Origin of the sequence: Winogradskyella helgolandensis (assembly GCF_013404085.1) — a bacterium.
Classification (GTDB): Bacteria; Bacteroidota; Bacteroidia; order Flavobacteriales; family Flavobacteriaceae; genus Winogradskyella; species Winogradskyella helgolandensis.
On sequence record NZ_JABFHO010000001.1, the window covers coordinates 4,123,297 to 4,139,052 of the forward strand.

Here is a 15,756-nt window from a genome sequence, read left to right on the forward strand (position 1 = left end):
ATATTACTCATCAATCCAACCCATAATCGCATTGGCTACAAACCTCGGTTCTGGTGGTAAAGCATAAATATCTTTTTCGTAATTCTTATTATATGGGGAAATATTCATAATGTTTCCGTCCACCACTAACGTACTACTTCCTCCTGGATCAAAGCCCATTGCTTTATCCATGCCGTATTTTAATAAAATATCAACCATATCAAAATGCGTGGCTCCTACAGACTCTCTAATTCGTCCGTTTACCATTAATACCATTAACTTACCTGCTTTGGTGATTCCAACAGCTATTTTTGGCCCACGCATATCTGTAAAATCTAATCGTGCGGCTTGTGTTTTAATAGAATTCGTGGTTTTCCAACCTTCTTCTTCCATATTTAAAATCTGTTTTCCTTCATCAATTAACATTGGTCCTGCTTCAATAGCATATGAAATTTCATCCCATTTATAAGGATTCTCTTCGGGTTCTAATAATTGAATATCTAACGATTTTCCTTCAACAAACATGGCGTCAGAAAATAATTCAGGAGGTATAGACAAGGTAATTCCAACAGGAATTACAGCAACCGTTTCTTTTGACTTCGTTTTAATAATTTCTTTTACCGTATTTCCTGCTATTCTCACAATAAAATTGCCATTGCCTTTAAAGGTATCCTCTGTATACGATAAATCGTAGAAGCAAGGTTCTGTTGCGATATGTGTATTGTAATTAGCACTAGAAAAGGTTAAGTCTTTCGTTTTTCCTTTAACAATTAATCCGGCTTTACTATTTACTTTTCGAATGTCTACATCACCGTTTTTGTAAATTATAAAGGCTGGTTTATTAAAAAGTGGTGGACAAAACACTTTATTATTCATAATTAGTAAGCCTAAAGGAGAACCAATATAAGTTTCTGGCAAACCTAATTTCCCAACCAATTCTGGATTTAAAATATATCCACCATTCCAAGCCAATTCAATTTTATGTGGATTGTTACTTTTCTTCTTGTATTCTTTTACAAGTGCTGGTACATTTTTAGGTTCTTTATTAGCAATATGCGCTGCAAATTTCCAATGGTGTTTTTTGGTATCTATTTCTGCTAAAACTCCACTCCAAGGTAAACCGTCTTCATAAACACCTCCTGCGAAAGAAGATTTTACCTTTTGAACCGTTTTACTTTCATTTAAATCTTCCTTTATCTGAGTCAACAACTTAGCAATAGGAGTTCCATTTTCAATGGCATCTTTTGTCATCATATTTAACAATGCCTTCTCTCCTATTTTATCTTTTAAATCTTGATATAAATCACTCTTTAGAACGACGTCAAAATCCTTTGCCGTTTGAATTGGTGTTGGATATGCTAATGTTGTACGCACACCTGCAGGTACAAATTGAATAAACCCACTACCTTTAGGAATACCCATAATTTTAGCGGTCATTTCATACATCACTTTTCCAATATGGAAATGATCGATTTCAATAATATCAGTCATCATGGCAGCATATTCCCCATTGGTGATTAAGAAACCATCAGCGGCTTTAATATCGCGTAAGATCTTGATGGCCTTGGCTCCCATTTGTGGAAAATGTACACCTTCTGACCATTGCTTTGTTTCTATAATTTGAACGACTCCTGCATTATACAACAAGCCTAATTCTGGCTCTTTTCCGCTTTCTAAATACTCTTTTATGTCTGCGCTTGAGAACCATTTTGTGATTCTAGCCTCATGGATAAAGATGTAGATTTTCTCTAACTGATCTACATTTGCTTCCAAAATCTCTGAGGTTAACTCTTGTTCTATCGTTAGATTTAACTGTGCACGAATAGGTTGTAACACAAAATATTCTAATTCATGCTTAATATAACGTCCCGGAAAATACCCTTTCGGTACATTTTTCTTTAAATTTTTAGTTAGAATTTTGCGATCATCAATTCCTAAATATTTACTATTTGTCAGTTGAAAAAGTGCTAATTCCCAATCGGCAAAAAATTGTGGAGCTAAGGTTAAATCCGGTAAGTTGGTTGGTTTAAACACATCGGTATAAATCATATTCACCAAACCTGTAACCTCTTGATATGTAAATGCCTGATACGCGTAGGATTTTTTATTCCTATGACGATACGCCAACGCATGATCGTGACGAATTGAAATTTCTCCATCCACATATTTAAAAATATCATCAATTGCATTGTAGTATTTATGAATGACTTCTAGATTGGTATTTACCAAATCTGGAATGTCATTTTCCATGGTTCTAGCATAACGCATTACACGTCCTTTCACCAACTGTTGTTCGACTCTAAAAAAGCTAGGATCAATTAATGATTTTAAATAATACATAAACGACAAACGACCGTAACCTGGTAAATAATGTCGTGTTTTTTTATTGAGAATCGCGTTGAGATCTTCATTTTCAAAATCTACAGAAGCCTTGTATTGCTTTAATAAATTAATGACTTGCGGATTATTTTCAATAGAAACTGACACCAATTGATAATACATACGTTGTAAAATGTAACGCATGTTTTCCTCCAAAGCTTCTAAACTGTAACGTTTTTTAATTACACTTCTATTGTGTGTAACATCGACCATTCTGTTTTGTGGATAAAACACGTGGTCACAAATTTTTTCTGCTAATTTCTTTGGGACTTTAGAGCCTTTAAATTCTAAAACATTAAGTCGAAGTGACTCATCTAAATGACGGCCAATAACTTCATCATAGACTTCTCTTGGTTCGTATTGTCTGCAAAAAATTGGTGTTCCGCAAGCTGCTGCTTCAATAATAGGTAAACCTCGTCCTTCGGTTTGACTTGGTAATAAAATTAAAGAGGCCACATCAAAAAGCTGCTCAATATCTAATGGTTTTTTGTGTTTCTTTTTGAAGTCATTTTTATCGAATTCACTAAATAAAAACCCAAGTAACACACGCGACTTAAAGGCTTTTGGAAGGTCTTTTAAAAAATTAGAAAAGTCCTTTTTTAAATCGTGATAATAATTTTGTTGTCCGTGTGGAATGGGTCCTGAAACAATCAACGACAATTTTAATTGTGGGTTGGTGAGGAATTTATCAGCAAAAGAATCGTACGAAAACAAGCGTTTAATAAGCTTAAAATTCAACTCAATAGATTTTCTACTTATGACTCTTGTTGGCTGTAAAAACACGATATTGTTATTTACAAAATCGAAATTTTTAATGGTTTTATAACCTAACAAAATAGGTCTTAAAGAGCGTTTACTTTCCGTATGATGCGACGCTGTATGAACTGTTATTGAATCTTTTTTATTGGCAAAAATTGAAGAAACTTGCATAAACGCTTTTATAATATCGCGCTTACTCATTTGATGTAATTTGGTATCTACAGCGGTTCCTAATAAGGCTACATTCGCTGGATTATGACCATTAATATTAATCAAATGATCTTGCTGAATTCTATTGATATTTACATTCATCCACGAGCGACTTTCCCATGGATAAACCGTTTCTATAATTGAGAAAAATTCGCCTACATGTGCATTGTGAAAAAAGAAATCTCTTGGTCCTTTTTTAAGACCTTTCTTTTTTATTTCGACTTCTCGGTTACCGCCTTCCCAATAAAAATCGTGATTATTGTTTATAACCGGAATGCCTAAATATTCTGAAATTAAAACCGTTGCTAATGCCAATGACACATTACCAGGATTAGAACAGACATTTATAAGATATAATAATGAAATGTCATTGTCTTCAATATAAGACCCTAGCTTTTCTACCAAAACTAAAACTTCGTCCCAAAACTTACCAATAAGATTGTTATAAGCTTCACTTCCACGTTCCATTTTAATTTGAAAGAAATCCTTGTATAATGGCCACGCATCAAAGGCTTCCATTTCTGGAATTACTTTTCTAAACGCTGTTTTTGGAATAAGCTCATCAGCTTCCTGTTTAATTTCACCAGCTATAAAGTGAATCGGAATATCTGGATATATATTTTTAAAGGTTTTAGCATACTTTTCGGTTTCGACTGTGATACCATCAATCGTAAAATAAAAGGTTAAGAACGCTATACCACCATTTTCAATATGTGCATCAAATGTTGACGCATTACCATCAAAAGCCGATGGTAGATTTTTCTCTTTAAATTTATCCATGAATAAACCTAAATCAAACCAGGTATTTATTTTTTCATTGTTAAGCTCATTTAAAATAGTAGAGATTTTTGTTGTTTTTTTATCAGTCATGTTTTGGTTCTTAAAATGTAAATAATTGGCTTAACTTTTCTTCTAATACTTCATACGAAAAGTGTTTTTTACCAATGTTAAAATTGTATTCTCCTATTTCGATACAACGCTTTGGGTTGTAAATAATATCGGACATTTGTTGTATGCTTTCTGGCGTTAAATTGCTGTCTTCAATCATTACGGTTTCGAAACCTTTGTTACCAATATCCTGCATATAAACAGGCTTATAATTATTCACGAATATTGGTTTTTTAGCGAGTATGGTTTCCACAAAAGCATTTCCAAAACCTTCATAAGTGCTAAAATAAGTCGCCGCTCTTCCGTGTGCATACACGTCAGACAAATCTTTATGATCTAAAACTTTATGTGCTGCAAATATGATTTGACGCGATAGATTTAAGTCGTGAATTTGGTCAATTAATTCATTGTAATATTCCTTATTCTCATCATCATTGTTATTTCCGGTTATGACTAATTTTAGTTTTTTATCGTCTAATTGGTCTATTAGAGAAATCGCTGTTTCAATCCCTTTACGTCTTACAATCCGCGTAACTTGTAGTAAAGCTATTTCATCTTTTAAAACGCCAACATCTCTCAGGAAAAATTCATTCTCTGGCGTTGGCACTCCATAGACACGATTAAAATCCATAACATTTGGCACCAAAGTGGCATCAATATCAAAACGGTTTTTAAATGTTTCTACACCAAACGTATTAATCACAGCATGCTTTACATTGGGCAGTAATAATGGAAAATTCTTATCGACATAGTGGTTGATTTCTGGATGCACAGACACATAGCGTTGACCACGTTCCCAATGAAAATCATGATCGTGCGTTACAATAGGTATACCTGTAGTTTCAACAAGTTTTTTAATGGCAACTCCCATTGACAGATGACATGGCAATGCAGATGCATTTTCTGAAAGAATAACATCAATTTTCTTATCGGCTATCCATTGTCGCATAGCGAAGTGTATTCTATTCGATGCTTTTTCAACGTGTTCTAATAAGGCATCCGGATTCTTATCGGGTTCAAAAAACGCTTTACGTTGTCCCCATTCTGCTTCAACAGAAAAGAAGGATAAGGCAGGAAACAAATAATCGTGATCACGATCTATTGTCCAGGATTCAAATTCACCAGACATGATAAAGACTTCATGACCTATTTTTTTTAATACATCTATCCATTTTTCGGTTTCGAGTGCTACGCCATCGACACCTCCAATTCGTCCAATAATAATACCTATTCGCATGTTATATCTAAAGTTTAGTGTTCTTTAAATATAATGCATAGCATAAAGGATTGAAAGGTTTTGAAAGACTCTGTTTATGGAATTACGACTTCAAAAATTTAAACAAGTTTTAATTATGTGTTCTGAAATTTATGTCGCTAATCTTAACGAAATGATAATATTGAAAGTTGTTATTTTCAGAAAAACAGACGAAAATCATCTTTATTATGGCTATTTTTAACTGAGTAACTGGTGCATTTTCCGACCTGCTTTAACAATAATCTCAATACACTCTTCAATATCTTTTTTCGTCGTTCTAAAATTCACTATGCAAGTTCTCATGCAATATTTCTCATCAATTATAGCATTAGATAAAAAGAGTTGACCTCCTGCTTGTAATGTATTTACTAAAGTTTCATTTAATGTATTTAAATAGGTATTTATATCATCACCCTTTGCTTCAATATGTTCAGGAATATATCGCAGAGTCGCAATACTCAAATTTTGTGTTACAGTCTCTAATTCTGGATGCTGTGCTGCCAAATCCCCAAAATATTTTGATAAGACTATATCTTCACTTATTAATTTTACATAACCATCACGTCCTATTTGTTGTAAGGCCAACCATACTTTTAAAGCTCTAAAACCACGCGAATTTTGAAGTCCATATTCGAAGTAATTCAATGAACCACCTTCTTCTGTTAAACTAAAATTGTAATATTCAGGATGTGAACTATAGGTATCAATTAAATGCTTTGGATTTTTAACCAAGGTACAACCGGCTTCTAACGGACTATACAACCATTTATGTGGATCTAACGCAATAGAATCAGCCTCCTCTACTCCATTAAACACCTCTTTTAACTCAGGGATAACAGCTGCAGGTATACCGTAAGCACCATCAATATGAAACCATAAATCGTGAGCTTTACAAGTGGCTCCAATAGCTTCAAGATTATCCACAACTCCTGTGCTCACATCACCAGCAGTTCCAACAACCAAGAAAGGTTGATGGCCTTGTTTTATGTCCTCTTTAATGGTTCGCTCTAAAATTTCAATATTCATTTTATTTGAACCATCTGTTCGAATCCAACGAATAGAATTGCTACCATGTCCAAATAGAATCGCGGCTTTATCTATCCATGTATGTGTAGATTTTGAACAGTATGATATTAGTTGTTTTGAAGTATTTGAAAGGCCATCTTCTTTGATGCTTTTTGGTGCTTTCGCTGTTCTTGCGGCTAAAAACGCCGTAAAATTTGCCATGTTACCTCCACTGACTAAAACCCCTCCATAACTTGGATCTACTCCAATAAATTCAGACAACCACTTTATCGTTTGTTTTTCTATTTCTGTGGCGATCGGACTCAGAATTTGTCCACCAACATTTGGATTCACAGAAGCCGCTAACAAATCAGCTAAGGCTCCAATTGGCGCAGGTGACGATGTAATAAATCCAAAAAACTTAGGATGACCGTTTAATAGTGAATTATTAAATAATAGCTTAGACGTTGATGCCAATAGTTGATCAGCTGGCACTCCTTGTTTTGGTAACGGTGAATTCCCTAATAGCTGTTGTAATTCTAAAGGTGTTTTGGTGGTTGTAACGGGTTGATTTGAAATATCGTCAAGAAAATCAGAGATAGTATCAATGAGCTGATAACCCATTTTTCGAAATTCTTTCTTACTAATTTCAATTGAGTTTTCTCGCTTATCCATAATCTGATTATTTAATTGATACTTATTCTATTCTGAAATTACAAAACCATTATTAAGTTCGTTTTCAGATGGTCTTTCAAACCATTTTTCCATAAAATCAAAGTTGTCTTTTGTCACTTCAAACTCAAACGTGGCCCCTTTTTCTGTATTCCGTTTCATCACGCGGTCTAATCTTGTGGTTTTAGAAACATCTAAAAAATGCAACTTTATTTTATAGTTATTCATTTCTGCGAATTTCCTGAATTTTTCACGGTGTCCGAATTTAGACAATCCTAAATCTAGGATAGAATCCGTGTTTAAATTTTCTAACTGATGGATTAAATCTAGCATCATCCGTTCTGAACGTTCAATGCGTTCTAAAAACCACTCTAAACCATCCGTTTCTTTTTTATCTGGAAGAAACAAAACATTATTCCAGTTATCGATTGAAAACACAACACCATTAATGTTTCTTTTGAGTTCGTTGGCATAAGTCGTTTTTCCTGAACCTGTATTTCCTACTATGAGATGAATCATTTTAACTTCAACTTTTATTCAACGATTTCGTAATCAACATCTAGTTTCCGTAACGCTCTTAACGCAGAACCCGAGTTTTTATCTCCAACTTCAATATCTACAGCGTCTCCGTCTAAAAGAATCTCTGTAAGCTCATTAGATAGTGATGCATTCCCATGAATAGAAATCTCAGTAATACAGTTTGCGATGGCTCTTTTGTCTGGTCTTTGAGCGTCGCATGATAATAGGTTTAGTTTCATAATTTAATTTATTAGTACCTTAAGTCATTTAAAAATGACATCTAAAGCTATTTGTAGTTAAGCACCGAATTTAGTGAAATAAAAATCCGCAGTGACCAATCCATCTATATACTTAAAGTTACCACAGGTTTTCTATTTTTCTATTTTAGATTTTTATGTTCCAAAATGTCAAATCCAAAATAACCTTTCCGAGTTTCCAATTCTATAATTGAATAAAAGTTCCTTTTCTCATAATATTTATGTGGGAAGACTAACTCTTTTAGTTCGCCATTATAATTTATGTTGAATGTTGGCTGTCTTTCGTGTTTGCGATATTTTCCACTTCCAGGCAACGACGAGCGTTCTATAATTTCAAATTCTTTCTTAATTGGTTCGGTTTCTGCTAAATAGTAATTAGATAGCATAAACAAAGAACACACTATAAATCCAAAACCACATATATAGTGCATTGCCGCGTAAAAATAAAGCCCAATACCATTGTATTTATAGGTTTTTCCGTAATTTTTAACGTCCATAAAAAACGCTAAAATGCCCACTAAAAGAATAATTCCGACTAAAATTTTTAAATCAATTATTGTATTTCTGTAGATGGCGATTTGCCAAGCCATTAAAATCAAGCCCAAAAAAAATAGGGTCGGATAAAATACTTTTCGTTGTTTTTTATTCATTTTAAATCCATGTGTGGTAAGGAGAATACTTTGTTCTGCGGTTGAACATGTAAATTAGGAAATTAAAGCCACACTTAACGTTCTACTTCAAAAATAGTATTTCTTTCCGTTTTATATATGTCCTTAGCCACAAGGATATTTTTTACTATAGCATGGTAGTTTTTATTATTTGGATTTCGCAAATATTCCAGTTGATGTTCTATCATTTTTTCAAAAGGCAAAAGAAAATCCGTTGTATCACAGTGTTCGACGTCTCCTGCTTTGAGTAAGTTTAAAACGGTATAAACAGATTCAATAGTACTCAAACAAAGCGGTTCTGGTTGTTGTTTGATGATAAATTTTGATTTGATCTCGTTATCAAAACTCACTCTTTTTAAGGTTTGCAAGTTCTTACTTAGTTTTAGCATTTTACGAGCGCAAGGCCACGTTCCATCTAGAATGAAGAGGTGCGGATGATGCCCCATAAATGACTTTACTTCTGAACTTCCGCTTACCGATAAGTTGAAGTTATCTTTTCCTGGATACAATAAAAAAGAGCTGTTGTTTTCATTTGCTAGTATGTCATTAACGCGCTTATTATTGGTAAAATCGACACCGACTATAATTTCTGAATTTTCGAGTTGAAGTTTCGTCATATGTCCCGTTCCATTTTTTTCTTTCTTGTACTCTTTTGGGTGCATCAAAATAATAAAACGCGTCTTGGTATGTAAAGGACTGATATGTTTACAAATACAGGTGCTTTTAGGACTCATACATTTGTAACAGGTTAATCTTGGGGTTTTTGTTTCTGGTTGCAAAGTGTGAATAGCTTATTGTTTTATTGGTGGTAACGGTTTTGTAGAAAAATAGCGCGGTTTTGTGGGCGAGGATTTTTTAATTCGATAGTTTCTTTAATTCTTTCCCTAATATTTGATATCGTTCTTTTCCAAGCTCAGTTGATCTCAAAACAGCAGTTTTATCTTGATATAATTCGCTTTCGTCAAATTCTACTAATACTCTAGATTTGTCAGAAATATATTCATAAAGACTTTGTGAACCTTTTCTGAAATTTCTAAAACTGTATTTGTCATTCAATTCGCGAAATAAGCGACTCATCGAATAGTTTTCAGTAGTTTCTAAAATTTCTTCAAAGTTATGAGTTGAACTTGCGTATTGAGATTCTAATATAATTCTTATTTCGTTTAATGTGTTATTATATTCTTTTGTGTCATCGGAATAATTCATTTTCACTCCAATTTCGTGATTGTTTACTTGAGAATATTCATAAAGATTCATAGACGAAATTAAAAGGGAATCTTCGTTTAGATAAATTTTTGAATGTAAATTTTTTATTGGGAATATCTTTATGTTATCAAAAGATTTTAGCCAATTAGCTTCATTATAATTCAGCTCTTTTTCTCTGTGTAGAATATATATATTGTCTACTCTTTTAAAAGCATCAGATAATCTAACTTTAATTCTTTGATTTAGTTTTAAATATGGTGTTACTAAAACTAAAAATTTTTCTGCTTTATTAAGTATCTTTTCTATTTCAAAAGAAATTTCTGTTGTTCCAATTATTTTCAATTTTTATGTTTTTGTAGGTTTTGGTTATATTACACACAGGGTGATTGTATAGGGTTTTCTGCGTGTCTTAAGCGCCTAGTTTAGCAAATACAAACCACATATAGAATCTGTGAGGATTTTCGCAAGTAGGCTAGAACCAGCCATAAATTATATACGTTGTTGGCAACTGGCTTTATTTCAGTTCAAGGTTTGAATCAAAAATATCAAATTTGATATTAAACCTCTTTACTATTTCATTGATATTTTCTTTAGTCCAATTAGTTGATTTTGGATGATGGACGATTTCAAAGTTATATTTTTCAAAATTTTCTAATTCAATTTTCGTTCCTGGATTATTATATGCTGAATTGTATAATTTCTCAATGTGACTTCTTGATATATTTGGTTTATAATTTATAGTTGGTATCTCTCTTTCCTTTTCTCTTGCAACTATTCTAAATTCATTTTCGTGTTTGAAACTAATGTCTTTTAAAAATACACTATCTGATAAGTTGTCAGTGTATTCTGTAATGTTATTTTTATCTTGAAAATTTAAATAATCTACAGGTGAGCAAATTAATTCTTTACCGAATCCACTAGTTCTGTATCCGTTTTTAAGAATATTTTTTTTAAAATCAGAATATTTGATTCTAATAGCTAAACTTTTTGGGTCGCTGTACAAATTCCACATTGCAACGGATTCTGTTTGTTTATTTCCAATAACCCAACAACTAGCATAGTTGAATCTTTGTATTTTATTTAATTCATCTTGAATTTTATTCATAGTACCACCAAATGTATCAACAGTCATATATGTTCGTATATTATCAAACATTATATGATTATCAAATTCCTTTTTATGATTTTGAAATAATAAATGAATAGGTGAAATTCCCTCTCTTTTATCTTCGAATTTATCCAAACGAGTTAAATGAAATGATTTTAAAATAATTAAAGACAAGAATTTATGTAAGTCTAAATATTTCCATAAATAGTCCTCATCAGAAATTTGATTGTCATTAATAAACTTTATGTCTTTTTTGATTTCGTCTTTCATTTTCGGCTTGTTGCCAACTCGTTATATAATAACTTTTATTAACAATATCCTGTAAATAAGTCAGGATACAGAAACTTTCATGTTGTTTTAGTAATCTTTAAAATTACTAAATATTTTCAACTTTCATATACGTAAAGTCACGTACATTTTAACAAAAAAAAAGCACCTACAAAACTGTAAGTGCTTTTTCAAAATTTATGTTTTCTAAGTTTTATCTCTTTAAAACAACTTTGTAAGTTCAGCAAATTCATCAACTACTACAGTTGGTTTATAATCTACAATATTCTCATTATAGTTATAACCATAACTGACACCAATACTGTCCATGTTAGCATTCTGAGCGGCTAGAATATCATTTTTAGAGTCACCAACCATGATGCTTTTTTCTATCGTTGTATTCAATTCTTTTACTAAGTGTAACAATGGTGCTGCACTTGGTTTTTTCTCAGCTAAGGAATCTTCGCCTATCCAACGTTTAAAATATGTTGTAATCGCTAAGGTGTCTAAAATCGGTTCTATAAATCCGTAAGGTTTATTTGTGCATATCGCCATGTTATAGCCTTTTTTATCTAAACTTTTTAAGGTTTCTAAAACACCAGGATACATAAACGTATCAATACAAATGGCGTCTTTATAAGCCGCCAAATAGATATCAAATGCTTCTTTTAGCAAGGTGTCTGGCAACGCTTTATCTTGCATTCTATATTCTAGAGCTCTACGCACCAAAGGTTTTGCGCCATTGCCTATATAAGGTGTGACCTGTGCTATGGTTAAGGGATGTAAACTATAATGTTTCAACATTTTATTTACAGCCAAGGTCAAATCTGGAATACTATTAATTAGTGTGCCATCAAAATCGAATATAATAAGGTCTTTATCTTTAAAATTCACAATGTTTAATTTTACGCAAAGATGCGGAAGTTTTGGATAAAATAAAGCTTATAAGTTCTGTAAAATTAGTCACGATTATGGGTGGTTTATAATCACAGACTCGTTTACAACAAATTCTTATTCTCGATAGTCATCTGCTCATTTTCAATCGTAAAATACAATCGAACTTATAGATTTTAAGATTTCATATGTGTTTTCAACTTCGAACAAAGGTTCTAAACATGTTTCAACTTTTGTTTAAGCATTTTGGCTGCAGACGTATAACCTCCTTCGGTGCCATCTACAAAGTGAGAATGTTTGGTCTTTCGATCTAACACATAACAAGACATCACAGAAGCATGCGTGATATGAATACCATAAATGATTTTTTTGTCTTTTTCGAGTTGATTTAAATACGCGATAAAAAGATCTATTTTAGATTGTTCAGCTGTAAAAACCGTGTTAATCATACCATCGAGCATAAATGTATGCGATAATTGCCCTATTTGTTGTAAATAGTGTTTTCCATCATTTGAAAAGTTTAAATAGAATTTACCGATCAGTGTTGACATCCATTTTTTAAAGACGTAGCTTAATTTTTGCTGATCAAGGCTAATCTTCATCTCCTCCCATATATTATGAATACTAAAATTTAATTTTAAATTAGTCGTTTTTATAGGTTGCCTGTTATCAAAAGTTCCAAAGAATCGATCCATCTCACTAATAACATCTTTATAAATTCGTCGTTGATCGTCTTCATGTATAGCATCTAATAATAAACAGACTACTTTTTTTTGAGTTTGAATAGGCTTAATCTGCTTCCAACGACACTCCATGCCTTCTAAATTTAAAAGGGCTTTTTCAAAATGAGTTCTACTCTCTTCAAAATTTGTTTTTATTAAGTCCTCAGCCTTTTTTAAACCATTACCTAATACAATAGGAATCGATAATTGATTGGTTAGTTGGTGTTTTGCTATTTTTAAACCGAAGTCCTGACCCCTTAAATAATTAACGGAAATATGACCGACTCTAAGTATTAAATTGGTGTGATTCTTAATATGAAGACTATAATTATCTAGAATTTGTATAATTCGTTCTAAAAATAAAGTGGGAATAATAAATGTAGCGCCATCACCTCCAAAAAAATAGGGTACTTCTATGTTTTGCTTTTCTTTTCTGATAAAATTTAAAACGGAAATTATAGCTCCTGTAGCGGTTAGATTAACTTGATGGTGTTTGCCTTCATCAACCGCTTGTGTAGAATTTAAAATATCAACCACCACAACGTGCCACGTATTGGGCACTTCAGAAAAATAAGATTCAGTTTCCAATAACTCTGTAAGAGTATCAGTTGATTTTTTTAGTTGGTTATAAAATTTTATATTTTCCATTAGTACCGATACAAATTGCTTTCTTTTTCTTTGAAATGCTTTCAATCTTTAGTTTCAAGCCGCTTTTAAACACACCATATCAACCGCGTTTAAAGACTACTAAATCCAATTATCTTAAATATAATCAATTTTAAAAGTATGCAACGTTATAAAATAATTGATAATTATAGTTTGCTATTAATATATTTTATTCCAGAAAAAAAGCACTTACAAACTGCAAGTGCTTTTTCAAAATTTATATTAATTTACAACTTAATTCACATCAGGAAGGTTATTATAATCCTTACTGTATCTTAACATCTGCTCAGCAAATGCATTTGGCTGTGTTACTTTAATTGCTGTAATCTCGCCAGCATCATCCATTTCAGGAACTAAAACCGGATTTACAAAACCACTGTATGGTGGTGATGGAAATTGCTTGTTACGCTCTAAAACCTCAGCATGAATGGCTTGATCTACTTTTACACCATAACCTTCAACTAAAGCTTCAACAGCAGCGTAATCTCCTTCCGACTTAATACGTTGCGTTTCTCTTAACAATTGCCCGAATAAATCGTGTAATTTTTCGTAATCATTAATATTGAAGTATGTTTTCCCGTCTCTGGTTACTTTTTCAATAACGTTGTCTGCTTTTCCTTTTTCGAAAGCCCAAGCCGAAACCCATTGTCTGTTTCTCATGTGTGCTTCTTCAACATCGTCACCTAAATCTAAACGAATTAATTGTGTCATTAAACCATTTCTGATATAACCGTCAAAAGCCGCTTTACCTACTTTTTTCCAGTCTTCAACTAAACCTAAGTCTTGTAATTTAGAATCGTATAAATAATATAAACCAACTAAATCTGCACGACCTTCTTCTAAAGTAGAAGCGTATGTTTTAAGTGTTTCTTTAGTTTCACCAACGCCAGGATTTAATTGTCCTGAGGCATGTCCAATAACTTCATGTAATGCTGTGTGTAATTTATCTGCTATTTGTCCGTATTCTTCTTCGAGTTGTAACTCTTCTTCATCATGAACAAATTCTTTTAAACGACCAGAACCACCTGCATTATTATACGCATTAATAATGTTTCCTAAGGATACTGATTTACTTCCAACGGCAGCTCTAATCCAGTTGGCATTTGGTAAATTAACACCAATTGGAGTGCTTGGAGATGAATCACCTGCTTCACCAGCAACGTTTACCACTTTGTAAGTCACACCAACAACACTGTCTTTTTTGTGTTCATCCATTAATGGTGAATTATCTTCAAACCATTGCGCGTTTTCAGACAATACAGCCATTTTTGCTGACATGTCAAAATCATTAATCTGAACTACGGTTTCGTAAGATCCTCTATACCCTAAAGGGTCGTTATACACTTCAATAAAACTATTAATGTAATCTATATTACCTTCGGTTGCCGCTGTCCAAGCGACATTATAATCATCCCAAGTTTGTAAATCTCCTGTTTTGTAATAATCAATTAATAAACCTAAGGCATTGCCTTGTGCTTCGTTTTCTGCAACTCCTTGTGCTTTTTCTAACCACTTTACAATTTCGTCTATAGCTGCACCATATAAGCCGCCAGATTTATAAACGCGCTCTTTTAAAACTCCATTTTCTTTTACCAATTGTGAGTTTAAACCATAAGATAATGGCTTCTCTTGATCTGGAGAGACTTTCGTTTTGTAGAAATCTGCTACATCTTTATTGGTAACATCTGGACCATAAAAGTTAACGGCAGATTCTAAGACATTATCAATACCTTTAGCTTGATTCACTTTTTTAGAATCTTTATCATTGAATAAAACGTCAAATGCTTCACCTTCTAAAGTGGTATTGGTTGCAGTTAATAATTCATTTAAATACTCCTTACTAAAAGCGGGTTGTAATTTAGCATTAGAATAATGATGGTGAATACCATTACTAAACCAAACGCGTTTTAAAAAGCTTTCGAAATTAGACCAATCGTCCGTTGTTTTATCTCCTTCATAGTTGGTATAGATATTCTCTAAAGCATGTCTAATTTTAAGATTATGTCTGTAGTTTTGATCCCACATAATATCACGACCTTCAAGACCTGCTTGCGTTAAATAGTAAACTAGTTTTTGTTCCTTTAAGCTTAAGTTTTCCCAACCTGGTATTTGGTAACGTAAAATTTTAATGTCTGCAAATTCTTCAACATTAAAACTAAAATCCGTTTCCGTAACTTCTACGGTTTCGGTTGGTGCTTCATTTGCTTCATTCTTACATGACACAAGTATTAAGGCAAGAAGACAGATTTTAAATAAGGATTTTAAATTCATAGGGTTTATATATTTGTTATACACAAAGGTA

The 15,756-nt window shown here is 32.6% G+C and carries 12 protein-coding genes; all 12 read right to left on the reverse strand.

What is annotated here, in order from left to right:
• Positions 1-3: 3 nt before the first annotated feature.
• The gene (locus HM992_RS17415) at positions 4-4,197 is read right to left on the reverse strand and encodes a phosphodiester glycosidase family protein (protein WP_179320665.1); all 4,194 of its coding nucleotides are present in this window, start codon (positions 4,195-4,197) and stop codon (positions 4-6) included.
• Between the two features lie 10 nt (positions 4,198-4,207).
• Complete coding sequence (locus HM992_RS17420; protein WP_179320667.1) at positions 4,208-5,452, reverse strand: glycosyltransferase family 4 protein; 1,245 nt, start codon at positions 5,450-5,452, stop codon at positions 4,208-4,210.
• 216 nt (positions 5,453-5,668) lie between these two features.
• Complete coding sequence (locus tag HM992_RS17425) at positions 5,669-7,150, reverse strand: pyridoxal phosphate-dependent decarboxylase family protein (protein WP_179320668.1); 1,482 nt, start codon at positions 7,148-7,150, stop codon at positions 5,669-5,671.
• A gap of 27 nt (positions 7,151-7,177) precedes the next feature.
• The gene (locus HM992_RS17430) at positions 7,178-7,666 is read right to left on the reverse strand and encodes an AAA family ATPase (RefSeq protein WP_179320669.1); all 489 of its coding nucleotides are present in this window, start codon (positions 7,664-7,666) and stop codon (positions 7,178-7,180) included.
• A gap of 14 nt (positions 7,667-7,680) precedes the next feature.
• Entirely contained in the window at positions 7,681-7,905 is a 225-nt protein-coding gene (locus HM992_RS17435) for a hypothetical protein (protein WP_179320670.1), read from the reverse strand.
• A 140-nt stretch (positions 7,906-8,045) separates the two neighbouring features.
• Positions 8,046-8,573 carry a hypothetical protein gene (locus HM992_RS17440; RefSeq protein ID WP_179320671.1) on the reverse strand — a complete coding sequence of 176 codons (528 nt, stop codon included), beginning with the start codon at positions 8,571-8,573 and terminating at the stop codon, positions 8,046-8,048.
• A 74-nt stretch (positions 8,574-8,647) separates the two neighbouring features.
• Positions 8,648-9,370: a tRNA-uridine aminocarboxypropyltransferase gene (locus tag HM992_RS17445; protein ID WP_262890891.1), complete on the reverse strand. Its 723-nt coding sequence runs from the start codon at positions 9,368-9,370 to the stop codon at positions 8,648-8,650.
• A gap of 76 nt (positions 9,371-9,446) precedes the next feature.
• Complete coding sequence (locus tag HM992_RS17450) at positions 9,447-10,139, reverse strand: phospholipase D family protein (protein WP_179320674.1); 693 nt, start codon at positions 10,137-10,139, stop codon at positions 9,447-9,449.
• Between the two features lie 172 nt (positions 10,140-10,311).
• Positions 10,312-11,175, reverse strand: coding sequence for a DUF2971 domain-containing protein (locus HM992_RS17455; RefSeq protein ID WP_179320676.1), 864 nt, complete (start codon positions 11,173-11,175; stop codon positions 10,312-10,314).
• A 219-nt stretch (positions 11,176-11,394) separates the two neighbouring features.
• Positions 11,395-12,066: a phosphoglycolate phosphatase gene (locus HM992_RS17460; protein ID WP_179320677.1), complete on the reverse strand. Its 672-nt coding sequence runs from the start codon at positions 12,064-12,066 to the stop codon at positions 11,395-11,397.
• A 215-nt stretch (positions 12,067-12,281) separates the two neighbouring features.
• Entirely contained in the window at positions 12,282-13,436 is a 1,155-nt protein-coding gene (locus tag HM992_RS17465; RefSeq protein ID WP_179320679.1) for a DUF3095 family protein, read from the reverse strand.
• Positions 13,437-13,688: 252 nt separating this feature from the next.
• Positions 13,689-15,725, reverse strand: coding sequence for a dipeptidyl-peptidase 3 family protein (locus HM992_RS17470; protein ID WP_179320681.1), 2,037 nt, complete (start codon positions 15,723-15,725; stop codon positions 13,689-13,691).
• Positions 15,726-15,756: the final 31 nt, after the last annotated feature.

Excerpts from the sequence above, each read along its gene's own strand:
- HM992_RS17420 (WP_179320667.1), bottom strand. The coding sequence starts at position 5,452 with ATGCGAATAGGTATTATTATTGGACGAATTGGAGGTGTCGATGGCGTA.
- HM992_RS17455 (WP_179320676.1), bottom strand. The coding sequence starts at position 11,175 with ATGAAAGACGAAATCAAAAAAGACATAAAGTTTATTAATGACAATCAA.
- HM992_RS17425 (WP_179320668.1), bottom strand. The coding sequence starts at position 7,150 with ATGGATAAGCGAGAAAACTCAATTGAAATTAGTAAGAAAGAATTTCGA.
- HM992_RS17440 (WP_179320671.1), bottom strand. The coding sequence starts at position 8,573 with ATGAATAAAAAACAACGAAAAGTATTTTATCCGACCCTATTTTTTTTG.
- HM992_RS17415 (WP_179320665.1), bottom strand. The coding sequence starts at position 4,197 with ATGACTGATAAAAAAACAACAAAAATCTCTACTATTTTAAATGAGCTT.
- HM992_RS17470 (WP_179320681.1), bottom strand. The coding sequence starts at position 15,725 with ATGAATTTAAAATCCTTATTTAAAATCTGTCTTCTTGCCTTAATACTT.
- HM992_RS17430 (WP_179320669.1), bottom strand. The coding sequence starts at position 7,666 with ATGATTCATCTCATAGTAGGAAATACAGGTTCAGGAAAAACGACTTAT.
- HM992_RS17435 (WP_179320670.1), bottom strand. The coding sequence starts at position 7,905 with ATGAAACTAAACCTATTATCATGCGACGCTCAAAGACCAGACAAAAGA.
- HM992_RS17465 (WP_179320679.1), bottom strand. The coding sequence starts at position 13,436 with ATGGAAAATATAAAATTTTATAACCAACTAAAAAAATCAACTGATACT.